We start from the raw sequence: 19969 nt of genomic DNA, 5'->3' as shown, positions 1-19969 counted from the left end.
GAATTGTTTTGTCATTAAGAAGGAGGGACAACTGAAGAACCTTAAATTTCATCATTTAAAAAATAAGAAGAAACAAAATTATTAGTTAGATTTTTCCACTCCGATAATAGTCGCTATGCTCTGAATGACATCAACCCCTAAACAAAAAGAAATCATCCTTCATATCTTCTATTTGAGCATCTTCGTTAGTGATGATGTAGTCAATAGCTTGAGATGTAAAATCTTCGCCTTTTTCGGTTAAAGAAACAATGTTTTTTTCTAATTGAATCATATTGTTTTTTAATGCGAGTTCTAGAACAGTTTTAGAGCGTACTTTTTGCCAATTGATGTGCTCGTTAAGGTGATTTACATGGCGTTCTCGTTCTTCTGTATGATTTTTTAAGTGCAGTAAGAAGGTTAATAACGACACTTCTGTACGTTGTTGTTTTTCGCGATACATTACCGCTATTACGCCCTTGTTTGGTGCAAATAAGTATACCGCTAAAAACAACAAGCCTAACATGGTGGTTATAGATCCTGATATTGAAGCATCCAGCCAATGCGCTAACCAATACCCAGAAATTGCACTACATACTCCAAAACATATCGCATAGATAAGCATGCGCTTTAATTCGTTAGTTAATAAGTAAGCAGTAGCTGCGGGCGCAATCATTAACGCTACAACCAGAATAGCCCCTACAGCATCAAAAGCGCCTACTGTAGTTACTGACGATACCGTCATTAATCCATAATGAATTACGGCAGGAGAAAAGCCAAGTGATGCAGCTAAACCAGCATCAAAGGTGCTTACTTTTAATTCCTTAAAGAATGCAAACAAAAGGCCTACAGTAATGACTAGAATGCTACCTATAATCCATAACGATTTTGGGCCAACATCAACCCCAGAAATGAGCAATCTATCAAAAGGAGCAAATGCTAATTCGCCCAATAATACTGCATCAACATCTAGGTGTACATCGTTGGCGTTTTTGGCAATCATAATCACACCAATACTAAATAATGCAGGAAACACTAAACCAATGGCAGTATCTTCTTTTACCAAGCCAGTTTTTTGAATATATTCAACTAATACCACAGTTAAAATACCTGTGAGTGCTGCTAGAAAAATAAGCAAAGGCGAGTTTAAATCGTGTGTAATAAAAAAACCAAGTACAATACCTGGTAAGATAGAATGACTAATAGCATCGCTAATCATTGCCATTTTTCTAAGCACCAAAAAAGTACCTGGAATGGCACAGGCAATGGCTACTAAGCTAGCAATTAATTGTATTTCAATTTGCGCGTTACTCATTGTTATCTGTTTGTTGGCTGTATAAATTGGCAGCAGTTTTAAAACCATCTTCGGTTAAACTCCACATATTGCCTTGTAAAACCACATAATTTTTACTTACTAATTTTTGAAGTGTGCCTTTGGTATAGCCTTGAAAATTATTCAAAATTTTTATGGCATGCGGGTGTGAAATATTTTCATGACTTTCAACAATATTATACATAAATGCCAAGGTTTTGTGCAATTGTAAATCGCGGCGATTTTTTATGAATCGTATTTGTTTAAACAACAAGCCTCTACTTGGTGAAAATACAAAGGAAAACAGCACAAAAACACTGGCGACAATTACGATAACAGGCCCTGTAGATAAGTTGTTTTGGCTGGCGCTTATTGCGGTTCCAAAAACACCAGAAAATGCTCCAAAAAGTGCTGCTAGAAATACCATTATGCTTAAGCTGTTGGTCCATTGTCTGGCTGCAGCAGCTGGTGCTAACAACATAGCACTCATTAATACTACACCTACCGTTTGTAACCCTAAAACAATGGCTAAAACGATAAATGAGGTGATTAAAATATCTATAATTTTGGTGTTAAAGCCTAAGGTTTTGGTGTAATCTGCATCAAATAGTAATATTTTGAATTCTTTCCAGAAAAGCAATAATACAAATAAGCATATGCCCGTTACAATGGCCATCATCCAAACATCACTTTCTAGTAATGTTGCGGCTTGTCCAAATAAATACTTATCTAATCCTGCTTGGTTGGCATTGGGTTGTTTTTGAATAAAGGTAAGTAGCAACATGCCAAAGCCAAAAAATAAGGATAGAATTAAGCCTAAAGCGGTATCTGATTTTAAGTGTGTTTTTTTGATGATACCTCTTATCCAGAATGTACCTAAAAGTCCGCTAACTAATGCGCCCAATAATAGCGTATTACTATCTTTTGCGCCTGTTAATAAAAACGCAATAGCTATACCTGGTAATGCAGCATGTGAGATTGCATCGCCTAAAAGGCTTTGTTTACGTAATACGGCAAAACTTCCTAACATACCAGTTACTGCGCCTAGTATGGCAGTACCAAGGGTTATGGTTCTAAGCGTGTAGTCTGTAAAGACGAGTTTTATGTATTCCAGCAGTTCTATAGTAATTAGAGGTTAGAGGTTAGTTTTGTTTCTTAAGTATTTTTGTAGACTTGTTATCATTTTAGATAATTCTACTAGTTTTTCTCTTATTGTATCATTTGTTTGATTTGAAATAAATTTTTGTCTTTTAGAGATTGTAGCACAAACAACACATTCGTTGACTGAATCTAGAGCCATTTGTAAAAATCTATTAAACTGCTTATCCGAATCTGATGAGCCTTCAGCAATGTTTAAGGCAATAGAGACAGCGGCTCTAGTAAATTGAGATGTTAAACCAAATTTTTCTGTACTTGGGAAACTTTTGGATATTTCGTATGCTAAATCCACAAAATCTAGTGCTTTTTCATAGACTTTTAAATCTTCAAACTTAAACTTTATAGTTCCCATTTTTTCTCCCTATTATTACTAACCACTAACCACTAACCACTAACCACTAACCACTATTCTTGTATACTAACCTTATAATTAATTCCATAAGTTTTAGTAAGGTTATCATCATTAAAAATATCTTTAACTGGCCCTGTGGCTATTTTTTTTACGTTAAGAAAGGTTACCCAATCGAAATACTCTGGTACGGTTTGTAAATCGTGATGCACAACTATTACCGTTTTACCTGCTTTTCGTAATTCTTTTAAAATGTTGATGATGGCTATCTCTGTGGTGGCGTCTACACCTTGAAAGGGTTCGTCCATAAAATAAATAGCGGCATTTTGTACTAGTGCTCTCGCCAAAAATATACGTTGTTGTTGCCCTCCTGAAAGCTGACTTATTTGTCGGTTTTTAAATGGCAACATGCCTACTTTTTCTAAAGCTTCTAAGGCTGCTTTCTTTTCTTTTTGCCCGGGGCGTTTTATCCAGCCTAAACTACCGTAAGTGCCCATTTTTACAACATCCAAAGCTGTGGTTGGAAAATCCCAATCTACACTGCCTTTTTGTGGCACGTAGGCCACCAGTTGGCGTTGTTTTTCATAAGGTTTATCGTAGATAGTTACGCTTCCTGCTATGGGTTTTAAAATACCTAAAATAGATTTTATAAGGGTTGATTTTCCTGCGCCGTTAGGCCCTACTATTGCCATGAGCACGCCTTCGGGGATTTCTAAATCGATATCCCAAAGTACTGGTTTGTAGTTATAGGCTACGGTGAGGTCGTCTACTTTTACGGCTATTTTATTTTTCATTTGTTTCGTGTTTGTATGTTCATTTTGCCTTGATGCAAAACGAACCAAAAAATCACGGTCAAGACGAGGAATTTTCCAGTTTTTAAAACTGGAAACCGATTTGAAAACTCCGCGTCGAACTATTGTTCTCCTGTTCTCGGAGCTTTTCTACATCTATTCTGCGCCTTGACGTTCAATTCTTCGAATTGATTTGGGTGTTGGCTTTTTTGCCAAATTAATTTTTAATATTTAAGTTTATTTTTCAGCTTTCTAACCTCTAAACTTTTGCAAACATGCCACTAAATTAGGGTTTTGTGCTGACTTAGACTGATAATTTAGCCCTGATAGTAGCGGCATCCTTTTTTGATTTTTCTTCAAAAAAGATATAGCGGATAGCAGGAAATAGCTCCTGAAAAAACTATTTTAATGCTTCTACTATTGTGTTTACATTATACTCGAACATACCAATATAAGTACCTTCTACGGTTCCTGCATTTCCAAGCGCATCGGAATATAAAGTGCCGCCAATAGTGACGTTGTGACCTTTAGATTTTACAGCTGCCTGAAGTGCTTGGATAGTACGTTTTGGTACCGAACTTTCTACAAAAATAGCTTTTACTTTGTTTTCTATAATAAAATTTGATAGTTTTTGAACGTCTTGCACCCCAGCTTCGGTGGCTGTGGAAAGCCCTTGTAAACCAACTACTTGAAAATTAAATGCTTTACCAAAATAGTTAAAGGCATCGTGTGCTGTAACCAAAATTCGCTCTTCTTTTGGGAGCTGTGAAATGGTGTTTTCTAGCTTATTTTTTAATGCGTTTAATTGCGCAATATAGGCGTTGCCATTGGCTTGGAATGTTGAATTTTGCTCTGGAATTGCTTCTGATAATGTGCTTACTACAAACTGTGTGGCTTGTTTCCAATACTCGATATTAAACCAAATATGAGGATCGTAATTTGATGCAAAATATTCTGAACCGATAAGCGTGTTTTTGTCTAAAACGCTAGAAATTGCAACGGTTTTTTTGGTATTCATTTTTTCGAAAACTTCTACAAGTTTACCTTCTAAATGCAAACCGTTGTAGAAAATAATATCGGCTTGCGATAGCTTGGTAACATCGCCTTCGCTGGCTTTATATAAATGCGGATCTACACCGCTACCCATTAAGCCTTGTAGGTTAATGTGTTGGCCACCAATGTTTTTTACCAAATCGGTTATCATAGTGGTAGTGGTGACTATGTTTAGTTTTCCGTTGTTTTGTTTTTCGTTTTTACAACTAAAAAACAGGGTTATGATTACAAGTACTGCGAGTTGTTTTTTCATTTTAAAAAATTATTTTTTTCTTACTCTATAACTAAATCCTAAGCCTACTAATAGATCTTGGCCTTGAGTAATGCTTGTACCAAAATAAGTATCTAACTGTAAATCGTTATTTACTAAATAGGTGAAACCTGCATCCCAAAAATGGTTTGCTGCACTGTCTTCTGGCAAATCGCCATAAAGCTCTACATACGCGCCAAGTTTTTCGGTAAAACTATAGCCATAAGCAAGGGTGTATATGGCCGCAGCTTCGGGAGAATCCTCGCCCCATTGTGCGCCAATATTATAACCTAAACTAGATTTTTCACTTAAAGTGTGTGATAGTGATAGCCTAAAATCTATACCTGTGTATTCTGGTCTGTAATCTGCAGATGCACTAAATACTGGAAATACGTGACCGATTAATGCTATTTCTGGCATAGCGCCGTTTTCTTCGGCAATATCTATTTTCATACCCAATAATAAAGGTGATAAACCGCTTGTAATATTATCAAGCTTAGTGCCGTTTACGGTGGTAATGCCTTCAACAAAATCCCAGCCTAAGCGTAATTCTACATTATCTAGAATACCGTAGCGTACAAGCATGGTGTTAAATGTATAGGCCTCTGTTTTTACACTGTTAGCTTCAAAAGACTCGTATAATCCTCCAGTTTCAAATTGAAGAATACCTTTGCCAACGGTTGATGAAGCCTCGGTAGCATCAGGTCTGTCTGTGACTAATGCGCCTAAATTAGTGTCTTGAGCAAACACTGAGACCGAAAACCCAAAACATGTAAGGGCCATTAAAAAGTTAGTTAGTTTCATTTACGTAAATAATTGATGTGAAATCTTGATTTAAAAGAATGGTGTTATTGTGTATTAAAATTTGAGTCATTTTATTATTGCTGAACTGTTTTGATATTAAGACTGAATTGCCATATTTTAATCCGTTTTGAGCACAGAAATCAAAAAATTCTTTATCGTCGCTCATCAGTCTAGAAATGGTATACGTTTTGCCTTCTTCGGTATTTGAAAGTGGTATGGAAGTATCAACAGTGGTAATTTCTCCATTTGCATTTGGGATGGGATCGCCATGAGGATCGAATTTTGGATTCCCTAAATACTCACTTATTTTATTGGCTAATAAATCGGAGGTTTGATGTTCTAACAATTCGGCTTCACGATGAATATCGTGTAACGACATATCAAAAAGTTTAAATAAAAGTGCTTCCCAAAGACGGTGTTTACGCACTACATTAAGTGCCATTTTTGTGCCTTTATCCGTAAGTTTTAGCTCTTGATATTTTTCGTAGTGCAGTAAATCTTTAGTAGCTAGTTTTTTAGCCATATCTGTGGCTGCAGCGTTTGAAATGCCCAATTCCTTAGCGATATTACCAGGTTTGGTATCGTTATGGTCTCGTTTTCCATTTTTATAAATGGCTTTTACAAAGTTTTCTATAGCTACAGACATAGGTAGTGCTTTAAACTATTTTTAAGTAAGCTTAAAAATTTTTCAAATGTAGCTAAAAAAAATATAAGTTCTCCTTTTACAACAGAAAAAAGGAGAACTTATATAGAAAATGTAGAGCGTATGTATAATTACATCATATTCAGTTTACGATTTGAATTTTACCTGTTTGCGAATAAATTCTGGAAATTCTGTAATTGGTGTTATGGTCATGTTTTTATAATAACATTCTGCAGCTTCTGATTGTATTTGTATTTGTCCTTCGGTTAAAGGGGTATTGGTTTCGGGATCAATTGCATTTTCCACAACCATCACAATCTTACCATTTACCACATGTACTGCATTATTTTCAATAACATATAGTTCTAAAAGATTCCAACTACCATGCGGATTTTGCGGTTCTAGATAGGCGTGAATATAGCCTTTACCCTCAAAATAAGTATCAGAATTTGGGTTATATTGTTTGGTGCCATCTTTATCGTTACCTCTAATAACTACTGATGGTCCAGCCACTTTTGGAGAAGTAGTATTACCATTAAGCGAAATAAAATCACCCAAGTCTGTTTCCTGTACTTGAAATTCTAAACAGGTTTTCCACGTGTTCCAAAACCTACCATAATCTCCATAACTGTGGTATAAAATACCAGAATCTTTACGTCTATCTAGTCTAGGCTCCCATTTTTTGTTGCCCCATCTAAACATGGTGCTAAAATGGTAATTACTATAATTGGCTTTAGTGGTAATACAACCGTAGATTTCGCCACTAATATTTAAAGTAGTTTCACCGTTTATATTGGTAGTGGTAAACACATTTTTAATATCATTATTAATACCTAGAGGTGTGCCTTTTCTAACATTATCTGACTGAAATGTGCCTTCCGGCAAGCCAACCACAGTACTGTGAGGTACACCAATATGTGTGTTGAAGTGTGTTAAGTTGGCGTCTAATAGTTTTATGGTTTTGTCCTTTTGCGAAAACATACAACATGTAAATAACAGTGCAAAGAGTAGTGTGATGAACGTTAGTTTCATAATTTTAATGTATAATGTGGATGATAAAAGTAAATTATTTTAGTGGCAACCACAACCATCATTTCCGCAAGCCTTTTTAGGTTTCGGTTTTTTCCAGAAGAATTTTTTAACTAAAAATAATACCGCTAAAGCAACAGCAGTAAATACAAATGTATTTTGGATAATGTCGTTCATGATGCGTTTGTCGAAATTAGTATTAGTTTATTTCAAAAATTGAAATGCAATTAATGCTACAATATAAGCAAAAGCCGTCATTATAACGAGTTGTAGCGTTGGCCATTTCCAACTGTTGGTTTCCTTTTTAACTATGGCTAGCGTACTCATACATTGCATGGCAAAAGCATAAAATAGTAACAATGAAATTCCTGATGCAAAATTAAATAACGGCCCACCAAGAATGGGGTTGGTTTCCGCAGCCATCCTGTTTTTAATAGTGGCTTCATCATCACTACCAACGCTGTAAATAGTAGCTAGCGTCCCAACAAATACCTCTCTAGCTGCAAAAGAGCTTACAATGGCAACACCAATTTTCCAGTCGTAACCCAAAGGTCTAATCACAGGCTCAATAGCATGACCCGCAATGCCAATAAAGGAATGTTCTAATTTATGAGATGCTATTTTTTGTTGTAAATCCGCTTCATTTAAATCTTGCGAAGCATATTTAGTTTTTACAATAGTTTCAGCATCATTAAACTGTTTTCCTGGGCCATAAGAAGCTAAAAACCATAGTACAATAGATATGGCAAGAATTATTTTTCCAGCACCAAACACAAATGCTTTTGTTTTTTCAATAACCGTAATAGCTACATTTTTAAAAAGCGGTAGTTTATAATTAGGCATTTCTATAACAAAAAACGTTTTACTTTTAATTTTAAGTACTTTATTTAAAATATAGGCCGAAAAAATAGCAGTACCAAAACCAATTAAATATAATAGCATTAAGGTTAAAGCTTGGTAGCTTAACCCGAAAAAGCGTCCTTCTGGAATCACCAAAGCAATAATGATAAGGTACACAGGTAATCGTGCTGCGCAGGTTGTAAAAGGCGTTACCAAAATGGTAATTAAACGTTCTTTCCAACTCTCAATATTACGTGTTGCCATAATAGCAGGAATCGCACAGGCAGTACCAGAAATTAAGGGTACAACACTTTTACCACTCAACCCAAAACGCCGCATAATACGATCCATTAAAAACACCACACGACTCATATAACCACTTTCTTCTAGCACTGCGATAAATAAAAACAAAAAGGCTATTTGCGGAATAAAAATTACAATACCACCTAATCCAGGAATAATGCCTTCGGCAATTAAATTGGTAAAAGCACCTTGTGGCAAACTGTTTTTCACCCATTCACTTAGGCTTGCAAACGTACCATCAATAAAGTCCATGGGCACTTCGGCCCAATCATAAATAGCTTGAAAAATGGTTAGAAGAATAACTGCAAAAATGAGATAACCCCAAACTTTATGGGTTAAAATTCTATCTAATTTTATACGTAAATCTTTCGCTTGGCTCAAATCTATGCTTTGTCCCTTCGCTAAAGCATCATTAATATATTGGTAGCGTTTTATAGTTTCCTTTTGCTGTAAACGTTTTAAATCGCCTTTGCTTTTGGTTTTAAAATCTGCAACGGCATCAAAACCTTTTCTATCGGTTTTTCCAAAGTTAACATCTTGCGTAATTACCAACCAAAGCTTATATAATAACTGGTTTGGGAATGCCTTTTTTAAGTTCCCAAAATATGTAGGATCAATACTCGTAGTATCTAAACACGGTTTAACTGAAACTTCTTTATAATTAGCAATTAATGTTCTTAATGCATCTATACCTTGGTTTTTACGCGTGCTTATTAGTGCTATTTTAGTGTTTAGTTTTTCTTCTAAATACTCAATATCCAAAGAAATTCCTTTGTAACTCATGCGGTCTGCCATATTGATAACCAATACGGTTGGGATTTCTAAATCCTTAATTTGAGTAAATAGTAAAAGGTTGCGTTTTAGATTTTCAACGTCGGTAACCACCACCGCAATATCTGGGAAGTCTTTATCGTTTTTATTCAGTAAAAGTTCAATCACCACGTTTTCATCCAGAGACGACGCATTTAAGCTATACGTACCTGGTAAATCAATAATATGCGCCTTAACGCCACGTGGCAGTTTACAAACACCTTGTTTTTTTTCAACGGTAATCCCAGGATAATTACCCACCTTTTGGTTTAAACCTGTTAAGGCATTAAAAACAGAGGTTTTTCCCGTATTAGGGTTACCAATCAGCGCCACATTTATCTGTTTACTCATGTGTTACTTTTTCTATTAAAATATGAGCAGCAGTTTCTTTTCTAATAGCTAGGTGCGAGCCATTTACGTTCAAATACATAGGGTCTTGAAAAGGTGCAAGCTGAACCAATTCTACAGAATTCCCAGGCAAACAGCCCATTTCTAAAAGTTTTAAAGGGATGTGAACTGAAGAAACATCTGTAATTACAGCATGTTCTCCACGTTTTAAATGTGCTAAAGTTTGCTTCAAGCTTATTTAGATTGATTTTAAAGAAGCAAAAATAACACAATTGTTTAGAAGTATAAAAGTTATAGTGGTTAAAGTTTTATTTTATTTGAGCGTTACCTTAATCAGGTCGGGCTTTACGTTAATAGTTTTGGCTCGATGCGCGCCTCGCCAAAAGCTGCCACTGCAATCCCTAACGCGGGGCGTATTTGCCAATGTAATTATATGTACAAATTGTTAGTCTATTTCTTCCTGCTTTAAAATTTCAATGTCATTCAAGAGTCTATCAATATCTTCAGCATTAGTACCATCGTAAAACCCTCTAATTTGTCTTTTTTTATCAATTAGCATAAAGTTTTCGGTATGCACCATATCAAAAGGACCACCATCTCCATGGTCTTTAACCGCTAAATAACTTTTTCTAGCAAGCCTATAAATTTCTTTTTTATCGCCAGTAACTAAATTCCACTTTTTATCGTTAACCCCTTTTTCAAGAGCGTATCGTTTTAATTGAGCTACAGTGTCAATTTCAGGAGTAACAGAATGAGAGAGTAGCATTACATGAGTATCATCCATAATTTTTTTTTGTATTTCAACCATATGTCCTGTCATTACTGGGCAAATTGTTCTACAAGTTGTAAAAAAGAAGTCTGCAACATAGATTTTGCCCTTATAATCATCTTGGGTAACCCTTTTGCCGTTTTGATTGATTAAACTAAAATTCGCGATTTTATGATACTTTTTTTGGTGTTGAATAGTACTATCAACCAACTCTGTACTCACCATAGTAGGTTGGTAAATGGGTAGTGGTTGGTACGTATTTAAAGTATTGTAAATAAGAGCAATTATTACAACAGAGATAAACCCAAAAACAATGGCGAAATACTTGTAATCTTTAAAAAAGGAAAGCATCTAATACTTGAAGATTAAAATTTCTACAAAAATACAATGATTTTAAGTTCTAGAACCTTTAGTCAGAGCTTAAATTATTGTTAAAACATAGCCCAATAGACGAATGACTTTTTATACTTGGTTTAAAAGCTTACTTTTGTGCGATTATAAAAAAAATGTAGATGTCGGTATTTTTCATTAAAGGGGCTCAATTGCTTTTGAGTCTTTCCATATTAGTTGTTTTACATGAGTTAGGGCACTTTATCCCTGCCAAAATTTTTAAGACTAGAGTGGAAAAATTTTACTTATTTTTTGATGTAAAGTTTTCTTTATTTAAAAAGAAAATAGGGGAAACCGTTTATGGTATAGGTTGGTTACCATTGGGGGGCTATGTTAAAATAGCCGGTATGATTGATGAAAGTATGGATACTGAACAAATGGCTAAAGAACCACAACCATGGGAATTTAGATCTAAACCTGCATGGCAACGCTTAATTATAATGTTAGGAGGCGTTACAGTAAATTTTTTGTTAGCCATATTCCTGTTTATAGTAATGTTGGCTACCTGGGGAACGAATTATGTATCAAAAGATAGTGCTAAATATGGCTATGGCGTAACTAAGACGCTTGAGAATTACGGATTTAAGCAAGGTGATAAGATAATTTCGATTAATGGAGAGCTAATTGAAGATATTAATATTCCTATCAATAAATATTTAATGTTTCGTGATGTTAGCAATGTAAAAGTGCAGCACATCAACGGAAGTATAGAAAACATTAAATTACCTGAAGATATAGGCACACAATTGTTTGAGGCGGGAGATTTGCCTGCATTGGAAGCAAGATATCCCTTTGAGGTAGATTCAATTGATGCTGAATCTCAAGCAGATAAGGCTGGTATACTTCCAGGAGATAAGATTGTATCAATTAACGGTAAAAAAGTTGAATATTTTTCTGACTATGTTTATGGTATTAAAAATAGCTCTGAAAAAGAGATTGCTTTGCAGATATCTAGAGACAATCAAAAAATAGATTTAGTAATTACGCCCGATGAAGACAATAAAATGGGCTTCTTTAGAATTCCAACAGATGAAGATTATTTAACATATAACACCAGAGAATATACTTTTGCTGAAAGTATAACAGGAGGTTTTAGTCAAGCCTATTGGGAAGTTAAAGATTATTTAGCACAATTTAAATATATATTTACTAAAAAAGGAGCATCACAAATTGGAGGTTTTGCTGCTATAGGTCAAATGTTTCCTCCAACATGGAATTGGGAAGCTTTTTGGTACTTAACAGCATTTTTGTCCATTATGTTAGGAGTACTAAACTTACTGCCAATACCAGCATTAGATGGTGGTCATGTTATGTTTTTACTTTATGAAATGGTTTCAGGAAGAAAACCTGGAGACAAATTTATGGAGTACGCGCAAATGGTTGGTTTCTTTATTTTAATAGCTTTAGTTTTATTCGCAAACGGGAATGATATTTATAAAGCAATTTTCGGGTAAAAATTTTTAAAAAATATTTGTTGTAATTAAAAAACAACATATATTTGCACTCGCTAAGTAAAAAAGCACATTCCTTCTTAGCTCAGTTGGTTAGAGCATCTGACTGTTAATCAGAGGGTCCTAGGTTCGAGCCCTAGAGAAGGAGCTTAATAAGAGAAAGACTTTACAGAAATGTAAGGTCTTTTTTTATGCATTAAACTTAACAGTCTATTATCATTGCATTGTATGCATTTGTTCCACTTCCTTCTAAATGGCAACTTGCTAACTTATTTGGTAAAAAAAGACACATATCAAGACCCCCATCAATTTTAAAAAGACCCCATAATTATAAAACTTAAAACAAATAAAAATCAATATATTATTTAATATAAATAAGCATAAAAAGAAAGCTAAAGGACTATATGTTCTTATGTGTAGACTAACTTATAATAAAATTAGAAAAACCTTTAGCACAAGACAATTTATAAATCCAGATCACTGGAATTCCAAGCAACAATTTGTAAAACCAGATGAACCAGATTCAGAATATATCAACAATCAGTTAAGCTCTATTAAAACTAAAATTTTTAATGCTTCAAGTTAAAGAAGAAAGTTTTTCTGTAGATGATATTTACAGTTTATTAAAGATTTATTTGTGTTTTCTTGCTATACAGGACTGCTTTATAGAGAACTATGAATTTAAGTAAAGCTAATATAATTAAGGGTTTTGATGGTAATTTGTGGATTAAGATGAAGCGGGAAAAGACATCTAAGGAGCTTTCGGTACCATATTGTTGCCTAAAACTATAGAAATACTAGAATAGTACAATGATGAAGGTTTTGTGTTATCTAGGATTAGTAATCAATGTTATAATTCTTATTTAAAAGAAATAGCGATATTAGTAGGTATTTATAAAAGATTAATAACACCCATGGCTAGAAGGACTTTTGCAAGCACTGATTTACTTTATAATGATATGCCTAAGGAAATAGTTAGTGAATTGTTAGGACATAGTAGGATGAAAATAACCCAGGATAGTCATGGCAAGGCGGTGTAGAGGGAGATTAGTTTGGAGATGGAGAAATTAAGAGAAGTGGTTAACTTCCCTTTAATTATTTAACTATGTGACTTAATTTAATATATTGGGTCTAATTTCAATATAAAAATATATGTATTATGAAAAATCTTAACATTTTAATTTTATTCTTATCATTAACAATATTAAGTTGTGGTAATAAAAAAGAAAAAAAGAATGTAGATAGTGAGGCTAATATAGAAGAAGTAAGCACCGAACTAAAGCAAGAAATAGAATCTATAGAAGCTCTTAATGAAGAGCTTAAAAATACAGAAAAAAGTATAGAGGCATCCATAAAAAAACTGGATGATATGTTAAACGAAATATAAAAACTAATATTATGAAAAAATCACTTAAAACTATATTGACAGTTATATTACTAGTTGGGTTTGTAGTTGTTGGATTTGCTCAAAAACCTGAGCATGCTGGTAAAAAGGAAAAAACTGAAAAGAAAATTAAGAAAGAGAAAAAAAATGTAGAAGAAGTAGTTGAGGATTCAAAGCAAAAGAAAAATAAGGTAGAGAAAAAAATAAAAAAGGATAAAAAAGAAAAGATTGAGGAGGTTGATGAAAAAAGTAATGCTTATGGAAAAGACAAATATGGGTTAGAAGGAAAAGCTTATGGACAGGAACGTGCAAGGCAAGCTAAGTTACAGAAAGAAGAGAAAACAAAACAATTAGAAAATACCGTTAAAAAAGGTGAGTCCAAAGCTAATGATGCAAAGGAAAGGGTTAAAGTTGTTAAGGAGAAGCTTAAAGCTAAAAAGAAGCAAGGCAAAATAACAGATGAAGACTATGGTGAAAAAATAGAAAAGTTAGAAGCTATTGAAAAAGAAGCTGATATATTAGAAAAGAAAGTTGAAAAAGGTAAAAGGTTAAAAAAGTCTAAAGCCAACTAATAGTTCTAAAGCTAGATTTTTTAAAGGTTTATCCTATTTAAGGGTTAGCCTTTTTCTTTGCTTAAAAACAGTGCATTTCAACGAAAAGATTGTAAAGAATTAGACTTTTTTTAAAGTAGGTCTTATTTTTGTAAATATCCATAAAAAAGGAAGTTATGAGTATGAAGTATATAAAAAGCGTTTTAGGAACTGTAGTAACTATTATGGTACTATTATTAATGGTTAATTGTGATAGTGATAACAGTAATAAAAATGAAACAGCTAGAGTTCAATTAAAATTAGTAGACGAACCAGGAGATTATTTAGAAGTTAATATTGAAATTATAGACATACAGTACAAATCTTCTGATGAAGAAGAAAGTTGGGAAAGTTTTACTCCTGAAGTAGGGTATCCAATAAATGTTGATATTACTGAGCTTATAGCTGGAAATAGTTTGTTGTTAACAGATGAAGTATTGCCAGTTGGTGTGTTAAAACAAGTAAGACTTGTATTAAGTGATAATAATACACTTAAAATAGAAGGAGAAGAAGGATTAATTCCATTAGATACTCCAAGTGCACAACAATCAGGTTTAAAACTTAATTTAGATGAAGAGTTAGAAGCTGGATTTGTGTATTCATTCATTTTAGATTGGAATGTTCAGAAGTCTATTGTTAAGGCTGGTAATTCAGGAAAATATATTTTAAAACCGGTTATTAAAGTTAATGCAGAAGTTAGTTCTGGTTCTATAAGTGGAAAAGTAGTTGAAATTATTGAAGAAACAATTGAAACGCCAATTGGAAATCAGATTGTTGAAGTATATACTACTGATGATACATTGGTTAAAGATACATTAACAGATGAGAATGGAGATTTTGTATTACAAGGTCTAGAAGCTGGAAATTATATTTTAAAAATTAGTAAAGAGACATATATATCATATGAATCTTCTGAAGTAACTGTTGAAGTAGGAAATATTGAGTCAGTAGGAACTATAACGCTGGAATTAGAATAAAATTAAATTAGAGAACCTAATTATAATAATTAACCAAGACCCATTCTAATTTTAGAGTGGGTTTTTTAGTTGAGTATTTTAAATTATCGTAATAATAAACCTTCTTTTAGTTTGATTTTGTGTCATACAACGAAAATATTTTACCGATAATCTAATTTAAACTATATTTGATTTGTTAACCTACTTAATGAAATGTTATGAAAAGTATAGTACAAATGGCTCTTTTGAGCTTAGGATTGTTATTTTTTGGGTGTAATCTAGAAAGCATAGAACAAGCTGATAGTCAAAATTTAGTTGAGAAAAAATCTTCTAAAAAAGGAAAAAGCTTTGACGTTGTAGAAAGTGATAATTTAACTGATGATACTTCAGGTGAGCATTGTCTTACAGTTAATTTAATTGCAGGACAGCATCATGAAATTGGAACAGTAACTGTAGATGTTGAAGGAGATATTTTAACAGTAACTTATACAACAAATGGTGATTGGGTTATAGGTGTCACACATTTACATATTACTAATTGTGAAGAAGATGGTTTCCCAACTACAGAAGCATATAATCCAAAAATTGGACATTTTGATTATGCAAGTGAGCATGAAGATGGGACAACTCAAGTTACTTATACAGTTGATATAGGAGAAATTACAGGAGAGTTATGTTTTGCAGTACATGCAGAAGTTGATGGTCCATCAGAAGAAACAGCTTGGGCAGAGGGTGAAGATTTTGGAGGTAATAGTTGGGCAATGTATTTTGAAGCTGATTTGACTGATTGTGATGGAGAAACACCACCCCCAGCATTCTAATTTAAATTTTTAAAAATTTTAAATAATGGAAACCCATTCTTTATGAGAGTGGGTTTTTTTATTAAGTCAACTTGTCAACTTTTTTTATCAAAATTAAAGAGGTCTGTTAAAAGTTAAAAGTTAGTTGCTTTCTTCACCAATATTATCAATGTCATATTTAGACTTTTTTGTTTAAAATTAGTTTTAAGCATTAAGATTTTATAGCTACTTTAATAGTTTCAATAGTCTTTTTAGAGTTTCCAATAAAAATCTGATCATCAGCAATAATAACAGGTCTACTTAAAAAGGTATAGTGTTCTAAGATATAATGTTTATAATCGCGTTCAGTAAGGTTTTGATTTTTCAAATCCATTTCCTTGTATAATTTTGCGCGTTTGCTAAAGAGCGCTTCATAGCTTCCAGAAAGTTTTTCCATAGCTTCAACTTGCTTTACAGTTATAGGTTCAGACTTAATATCTTGTAAAATAAATTCAGGAGGTAAATTCAATTCTTTTAAAATTCTAGTACAGGTATTACAAGTTTTTAAATAGTATACTTTTTTCATGGTATTTGTTGTTTCAAAAAACAAATTAAAACTATATTTATCGAAAAATTGAATAAAATGGATTTTACATTTCAGGTTTTAAAAAACACAAGAAACATTTTTACTAAAATCATTGAAAATAATGATTTGGATGATTTGAATAAGATTCCTAAAGGTTTTAATAATAATATTATTTGGAACATAGGGCATGTTGTAGTTTCTGAGCAGTTATTGGCTTATAAATTGTCGGGTTTAGAATCAATGCTTTCAGACGAAATAATTAATAAATACAGAAAAGATTCAAAGCCACAGGGAGATTTAACACAAGAAGAAGTTAATGAAATCAAAGCATTATTATTAACTACTCTTGAAAAAACAGAATCTGATTATGCTAATGGTGTTTTTAAAAAATATAATGCTTATACCGTATCAACAACAGGAAATACATTAAACAATATTGATGAAGCTTTACAATTTATAGCCATCCATGAAGGATTACATTATGGTTATGTGCTGGCAATTTTAAAGGCTATTAAAGGCTAAAGATGATGCAGCTTTGCGAAAAGGAATTGCAAACTCTATGATGCCAGTTGCATGGGGTGCAACTTCGTAAGTGTTATAAAGCAAAACAATGCCATTTTCACTGTAGCCAATGTTTTCAGGTAATTCAAAAGTTTTATAATCTGTAAGTAAGTTTTTTTCTTTAATTTCCTCTTCAAAGTAAGTTTTAGCTATAGCTTTAAAAGATTTAATATCAGTGAATAACTGACTATTGTCTAATTTTTGTCCTGTTTTTGAATCAAAATTTAAAAAAGAAATATTCAAATTTCCATGAGCTCCACCAGTATTTTTGTAGCTTGTAATAGCAATGGTTGTTAACTCATCTGACTGATAAATAACTTCTCCGTCAATTTGAGCTTCCCAGAGTTGCGGTGATTCAGGGAAATCTTTATTGAAAACCTTGTATTCGTAATTAAAAGATGCTATACTTTCTTCTATTGAAGGCGAATGGATATCATTTAAATTTCCTATATGTAATGCAGAAATGACCTTTTTTTGTATTTCAGAATTTATTTGGTTTGAAATGGATTTATTTCCTTCGGCTTTTGGGATATTTACTTCTACTAAATTGTTATCATTAGTAGTGATATTCACTTCTGAATAGATGGTTTTCTGTTCTTTTGTACAATTAAGAAACACAAAAAAACAACATATTATAATAAGATATTTATACTGATACATATGATAATGTTAACCTAGTTTAAAGATAATTATTGCATTTGAATAGACCGAATTAAAACTTACATTTGTGAAAAACATTTAAATATGAAGTTTAATACTAAAGTTATTCATGGAGGTCAAGAGCATGATGCAGCCTATGGTGCAGTTATGCCACCAATTTATCAAACATCTACCTATGCCCAAACGACTCCTGGAGGACATAAAGGTTACGAATATTCTAGAACGCATAACCCTACTAGAAATGCGTTAGAAAATGCCTTTGCAAGTATTGAAAACGGTAAATTTGGACTTGCATTTGGCTCTGGACTGGCAGCTATAGATGCAGTTATTAAATTATTGAAACCTGGTGATGAAGTGGTTTCAACCAATGATTTATATGGTGGTTCGTTTAGGTTGTTCACTAAAATTTTTCAAGATTTTGGAATTAAATTTCATTTTGTAGGCATGGATAAAGCTACAAATATTGAAGCCCATATAAATAAAAACACGAAGCTTATTTGGGTTGAAACACCAACTAATCCTATGATGAATATTATTGATATTAAAGCAGTATCAAAAATTGCAAAAAACAATAATATTCTATTGGCTGTTGATAATACATTTGCTACACCATATTTACAGCAACCTATGGATCTAGGAGCAGACATTGTGATGCATTCGGCAACTAAATACCTTGGAGGACATAGTGACGTTGTAATGGGTGCATTGGTAGTTAACGATAAGGATTTAGCAGATAGGTTATATTTTATTCAAAACGCTAGTGGAGCTATTTGTGGTCCTCAAGATAGTTTTTTGGTGTTAAGAGGTATAAAAACATTACATGTTAGAATGCAGCGTCATTCTGAAAACGGTAGGGCTGTGGCTGAATTTTTAGCAAATCACTCTAAAATAGAAAACGTGTACTGGCCTGGGTTTGAAAATCACCCAAACCATGATATAGCAAAAAGTCAAATGAAAGATTTTGGAGGAATGATTTCGTTTACTACTAAAGGAAATAACTACGAAGAAGCTATTAAAATTGTTGAGAAACTAAAAGTGTTTACACTCGCTGAATCTCTAGGTGGTGTAGAATCACTTTCTGGTCATCCTGCAAGTATGACACACGCAAGTATACCAAAGGAGGAACGCGAAAAAACAGGTGTTGTAGACTCGCTAGTAAGATTAAGTGTAGGTATTGAGGATATTGATGATTTAATTGCTGATTTAAAACAGGCAATAGAATAATTTGCTAATCTAAATAGTAGATGTAACCAAAGTTTAACCAAACTAACCAATCGTTATTCTTATTGTAGCTTAATTGATGGTCTAAACCATCTATGTTATCATCAAAATAGTATTGAAATCTCAAATCTAACATTAGATCTGATATTTTAGTAAGTTTGTATCTAACACCAACACTAGAAACAACAGACCAAGTGCTTCCCGGAGATGCATCAACAGAACCTAGCTCCCAAAAAGAATAAAAATTACTTGGGTCAGTTACATCACCAACTGCAGTTGGATCAGGGTTAGCGTATGTAGTACTTACTTCTGGAGTAAAAGATGTGTAATGCACACCAAAACTTATAAAAGGAGCAAAGCTATAGGCAAATCCCTGAAAATCACGAATACTAAGAGGGAAAAATTCAAGTTGTGTTCCTATGTCTAAATTTTTGGCGACACCTTTGTGACCTCTAAGTTGATTAGCCTCAATAGTTGTTCTATCTGGATCTACCCATTTACCAAGATGCTCAAGATTAGTTTTGTTATATGATATCTCATTTCGTAACTTAAAGTGATCATTAAAATAAGTATCCGTAGTATAACAATTACAATCTGCTCGATAAGAAAAGTTTAAGTAATGTACAATTCCAATGCCGTATCCAGAATTCCCGAAATTAGTTTCAGAATCATCACGACTACCAAAGTCAGACCTGAATTGAACAGGACCAGCAATAGCACCTATTTCATGTGAAAAGCCCAGTTGAGCGTTTGTAGTTTGAACTATAAGAAACAAGCAAAAAGCGGAAGCTAAATGTTTCAAGTTAAGCATAAAAGGTTTGTTTTATTGAGGGCATTATCATGAGCAAATATATAAAAACTAGGAACACTAACAAATATTAATGAATCTAGCTGTAATACATAAAAAAAAATTATTGCGAAATTCAAAAAGAAACATATATTTTTTTGAAGATAAC

General features: G+C 33.1%; 24 protein-coding genes and 1 tRNA gene. 10 read left to right on the top strand and 15 right to left on the bottom strand.

Going from position 1 to position 19969, the window contains the following annotated elements; all coding sequences use genetic code 11:
* Positions 1-130: 130 nt before the first annotated feature.
* From Q0772_RS03620 to Q0772_RS03565, 12 genes are all read right to left on the bottom strand, one after another.
* Complete coding sequence (locus Q0772_RS03620; RefSeq protein ID WP_298340455.1) at positions 131-1291, bottom strand: metal ABC transporter permease; 1161 nt, start codon at positions 1289-1291, stop codon at positions 131-133.
* Positions 1284-2411: a metal ABC transporter permease gene (locus tag Q0772_RS03615; RefSeq protein ID WP_298340601.1), complete on the bottom strand. Its 1128-nt coding sequence runs from the start codon at positions 2409-2411 to the stop codon at positions 1284-1286. The genes Q0772_RS03620 and Q0772_RS03615 overlap by 8 nt, the downstream gene beginning before the upstream one ends.
* A 12-nt stretch (positions 2412-2423) precedes the next feature.
* The gene (locus tag Q0772_RS03610; protein WP_298340452.1) at positions 2424-2798 is read right to left on the bottom strand and encodes a four helix bundle protein; all 375 of its coding nucleotides are present in this window, start codon (positions 2796-2798) and stop codon (positions 2424-2426) included.
* Between the two features lie 53 nt (positions 2799-2851).
* The gene (locus Q0772_RS03605) at positions 2852-3589 is read right to left on the bottom strand and encodes a metal ABC transporter ATP-binding protein (RefSeq protein ID WP_298340450.1); all 738 of its coding nucleotides are present in this window, start codon (positions 3587-3589) and stop codon (positions 2852-2854) included.
* A 397-nt stretch (positions 3590-3986) separates the two neighbouring features.
* Positions 3987-4892, bottom strand: coding sequence for a zinc ABC transporter substrate-binding protein (locus Q0772_RS03600; RefSeq protein ID WP_298340447.1), 906 nt, complete (start codon positions 4890-4892; stop codon positions 3987-3989).
* Positions 4893-4901: 9 nt separating this feature from the next.
* A complete protein-coding gene (locus tag Q0772_RS03595) occupies positions 4902-5693 on the bottom strand; it encodes a transporter (protein WP_298340445.1) in 792 nt (263 codons plus the stop codon).
* Complete coding sequence (locus Q0772_RS03590; protein ID WP_298340443.1) at positions 5680-6339, bottom strand: metal-dependent transcriptional regulator; 660 nt, start codon at positions 6337-6339, stop codon at positions 5680-5682. The genes Q0772_RS03595 and Q0772_RS03590 overlap by 14 nt, the downstream gene beginning before the upstream one ends.
* Before the next feature lie 144 nt (positions 6340-6483).
* A complete protein-coding gene (locus tag Q0772_RS03585; RefSeq protein ID WP_298340442.1) occupies positions 6484-7368 on the bottom strand; it encodes a DUF1080 domain-containing protein in 885 nt (294 codons plus the stop codon).
* A 39-nt stretch (positions 7369-7407) separates the two neighbouring features.
* Positions 7408-7542, bottom strand: a complete 135-nt coding sequence (locus tag Q0772_RS03580; protein ID WP_298340440.1) for a FeoB-associated Cys-rich membrane protein — start codon at positions 7540-7542, stop codon at positions 7408-7410.
* Positions 7543-7569: 27 nt separating this feature from the next.
* The gene (feoB, locus tag Q0772_RS03575; protein ID WP_298340438.1) at positions 7570-9669 is read right to left on the bottom strand and encodes a ferrous iron transport protein B; all 2100 of its coding nucleotides are present in this window, start codon (positions 9667-9669) and stop codon (positions 7570-7572) included.
* Positions 9662-9898, bottom strand: coding sequence for a FeoA family protein (locus Q0772_RS03570; protein WP_298340437.1), 237 nt, complete (start codon positions 9896-9898; stop codon positions 9662-9664). Before Q0772_RS03570 ends, feoB begins: the two co-directional genes overlap by 8 nt.
* A 213-nt stretch (positions 9899-10111) precedes the next feature.
* Positions 10112-10786 carry an SCO family protein gene (locus Q0772_RS03565; RefSeq protein ID WP_298340435.1) on the bottom strand — a complete coding sequence of 225 codons (675 nt, stop codon included), beginning with the start codon at positions 10784-10786 and terminating at the stop codon, positions 10112-10114.
* Between the two features lie 161 nt (positions 10787-10947).
* Between Q0772_RS03565 and rseP the strand changes: the two genes are divergently transcribed.
* The 8 genes from rseP (at position 10948) to Q0772_RS03530 (ending at position 16027) form a co-directional block, all read left to right on the top strand.
* Positions 10948-12279, top strand: a complete 1332-nt coding sequence (rseP, locus tag Q0772_RS03560) for an RIP metalloprotease RseP (RefSeq protein WP_298340432.1) — start codon at positions 10948-10950, stop codon at positions 12277-12279.
* A gap of 71 nt (positions 12280-12350) precedes the next feature.
* Positions 12351-12424 (top strand) — tRNA-Asn (locus Q0772_RS03555).
* A gap of 264 nt (positions 12425-12688) precedes the next feature.
* A complete protein-coding gene (locus Q0772_RS16260; protein ID WP_366105097.1) occupies positions 12689-12862 on the top strand; it encodes an Arm DNA-binding domain-containing protein in 174 nt (57 codons plus the stop codon).
* Positions 12863-13100: 238 nt separating this feature from the next.
* Positions 13101-13316 carry a tyrosine-type recombinase/integrase gene (locus tag Q0772_RS16255; protein ID WP_366105095.1) on the top strand — a complete coding sequence of 72 codons (216 nt, stop codon included), beginning with the start codon at positions 13101-13103 and terminating at the stop codon, positions 13314-13316.
* A 119-nt stretch (positions 13317-13435) separates the two neighbouring features.
* On the top strand, positions 13436-13663 hold the full coding sequence (locus Q0772_RS03545; RefSeq protein WP_298340430.1) for a hypothetical protein: 228 nt from the start codon (positions 13436-13438) through the stop codon (positions 13661-13663).
* An 11-nt stretch (positions 13664-13674) separates the two neighbouring features.
* Complete coding sequence (locus tag Q0772_RS03540; protein WP_298340428.1) at positions 13675-14232, top strand: hypothetical protein; 558 nt, start codon at positions 13675-13677, stop codon at positions 14230-14232.
* Positions 14233-14393: 161 nt separating this feature from the next.
* Complete coding sequence (locus Q0772_RS03535; protein ID WP_298340427.1) at positions 14394-15227, top strand: DUF4382 domain-containing protein; 834 nt, start codon at positions 14394-14396, stop codon at positions 15225-15227.
* Positions 15228-15424: 197 nt separating this feature from the next.
* Positions 15425-16027, top strand: coding sequence for a hypothetical protein (locus Q0772_RS03530; protein ID WP_298340425.1), 603 nt, complete (start codon positions 15425-15427; stop codon positions 16025-16027).
* Positions 16028-16217: 190 nt separating this feature from the next.
* Here Q0772_RS03530 and Q0772_RS03525 read toward each other — a convergent pair whose 3' ends face one another.
* On the bottom strand, positions 16218-16571 hold the full coding sequence (locus Q0772_RS03525) for an ArsC/Spx/MgsR family protein (protein WP_298340423.1): 354 nt from the start codon (positions 16569-16571) through the stop codon (positions 16218-16220).
* 57 nt (positions 16572-16628) lie between these two features.
* Between Q0772_RS03525 and Q0772_RS03520 the strand changes: the two genes are divergently transcribed.
* Entirely contained in the window at positions 16629-17093 is a 465-nt protein-coding gene (locus tag Q0772_RS03520; protein ID WP_298340420.1) for a DinB family protein, read from the top strand.
* On the opposite strand, the gene Q0772_RS03515 is transcribed toward Q0772_RS03520, so the two are convergent.
* On the bottom strand, positions 17073-17792 hold the full coding sequence (locus Q0772_RS03515) for a DUF3298 and DUF4163 domain-containing protein (protein ID WP_298340418.1): 720 nt from the start codon (positions 17790-17792) through the stop codon (positions 17073-17075). The two genes, Q0772_RS03520 and Q0772_RS03515, sit on opposite strands and share 21 nt — an antisense overlap.
* Positions 17793-17855: 63 nt before the next feature.
* On the opposite strand from Q0772_RS03515, the gene Q0772_RS03510 reads away from it, so the two are divergent.
* Positions 17856-19016: a cystathionine gamma-synthase gene (locus tag Q0772_RS03510; RefSeq protein WP_298340599.1), complete on the top strand. Its 1161-nt coding sequence runs from the start codon at positions 17856-17858 to the stop codon at positions 19014-19016.
* A 4-nt stretch (positions 19017-19020) separates the two neighbouring features.
* Here Q0772_RS03510 and Q0772_RS03505 read toward each other — a convergent pair whose 3' ends face one another.
* Complete coding sequence (locus Q0772_RS03505) at positions 19021-19824, bottom strand: glutamate dehydrogenase (RefSeq protein ID WP_298340416.1); 804 nt, start codon at positions 19822-19824, stop codon at positions 19021-19023.
* Between the last annotated feature and the right edge of the window lie 145 nt (positions 19825-19969).

This window comes from uncultured Algibacter sp., assembly GCF_947490405.1.
GTDB lineage: Bacteria > Bacteroidota > Bacteroidia > Flavobacteriales > Flavobacteriaceae > Algibacter_B.
The sequence above is the reverse complement of the archived record's forward strand: the minus strand, read 5'-3'. Positions and strand labels throughout refer to the sequence as shown.

Coding starts and splice junctions, on each gene's coding strand:
- Q0772_RS03530 (WP_298340425.1), top strand. CDS start 15,425: ATGAAAAGTATAGTACAAATGGCTCTTTTGAGCTTAGGATTGTTATTT.
- Q0772_RS03600 (WP_298340447.1), bottom strand. CDS start 4,892: ATGAAAAAACAACTCGCAGTACTTGTAATCATAACCCTGTTTTTTAGT.
- Q0772_RS03505 (WP_298340416.1), bottom strand. CDS start 19,824: ATGCTTAACTTGAAACATTTAGCTTCCGCTTTTTGCTTGTTTCTTATA.
- Q0772_RS03565 (WP_298340435.1), bottom strand. CDS start 10,786: ATGCTTTCCTTTTTTAAAGATTACAAGTATTTCGCCATTGTTTTTGGG.
- Q0772_RS16260 (WP_366105097.1), top strand. CDS start 12,689: ATGTGTAGACTAACTTATAATAAAATTAGAAAAACCTTTAGCACAAGA.
- Q0772_RS03585 (WP_298340442.1), bottom strand. CDS start 7,368: ATGAAACTAACGTTCATCACACTACTCTTTGCACTGTTATTTACATGT.
- Q0772_RS03535 (WP_298340427.1), top strand. CDS start 14,394: ATGAAGTATATAAAAAGCGTTTTAGGAACTGTAGTAACTATTATGGTA.
- Q0772_RS03545 (WP_298340430.1), top strand. CDS start 13,436: ATGAAAAATCTTAACATTTTAATTTTATTCTTATCATTAACAATATTA.
- Q0772_RS03580 (WP_298340440.1), bottom strand. CDS start 7,542: ATGAACGACATTATCCAAAATACATTTGTATTTACTGCTGTTGCTTTA.
- Q0772_RS03525 (WP_298340423.1), bottom strand. CDS start 16,571: ATGAAAAAAGTATACTATTTAAAAACTTGTAATACCTGTACTAGAATT.
- Q0772_RS03540 (WP_298340428.1), top strand. CDS start 13,675: ATGAAAAAATCACTTAAAACTATATTGACAGTTATATTACTAGTTGGG.
- rseP (WP_298340432.1), top strand. CDS start 10,948: ATGTCGGTATTTTTCATTAAAGGGGCTCAATTGCTTTTGAGTCTTTCC.
- Q0772_RS03590 (WP_298340443.1), bottom strand. CDS start 6,339: ATGTCTGTAGCTATAGAAAACTTTGTAAAAGCCATTTATAAAAATGGA.
- Q0772_RS03610 (WP_298340452.1), bottom strand. CDS start 2,798: ATGGGAACTATAAAGTTTAAGTTTGAAGATTTAAAAGTCTATGAAAAA.
- Q0772_RS03520 (WP_298340420.1), top strand. CDS start 16,629: ATGGATTTTACATTTCAGGTTTTAAAAAACACAAGAAACATTTTTACT.
- Q0772_RS03595 (WP_298340445.1), bottom strand. CDS start 5,693: ATGAAACTAACTAACTTTTTAATGGCCCTTACATGTTTTGGGTTTTCG.
- Q0772_RS03605 (WP_298340450.1), bottom strand. CDS start 3,589: ATGAAAAATAAAATAGCCGTAAAAGTAGACGACCTCACCGTAGCCTAT.
- Q0772_RS03515 (WP_298340418.1), bottom strand. CDS start 17,792: ATGTATCAGTATAAATATCTTATTATAATATGTTGTTTTTTTGTGTTT.
- Q0772_RS03620 (WP_298340455.1), bottom strand. CDS start 1,291: ATGAGTAACGCGCAAATTGAAATACAATTAATTGCTAGCTTAGTAGCC.
- feoB (WP_298340438.1), bottom strand. CDS start 9,669: ATGAGTAAACAGATAAATGTGGCGCTGATTGGTAACCCTAATACGGGA.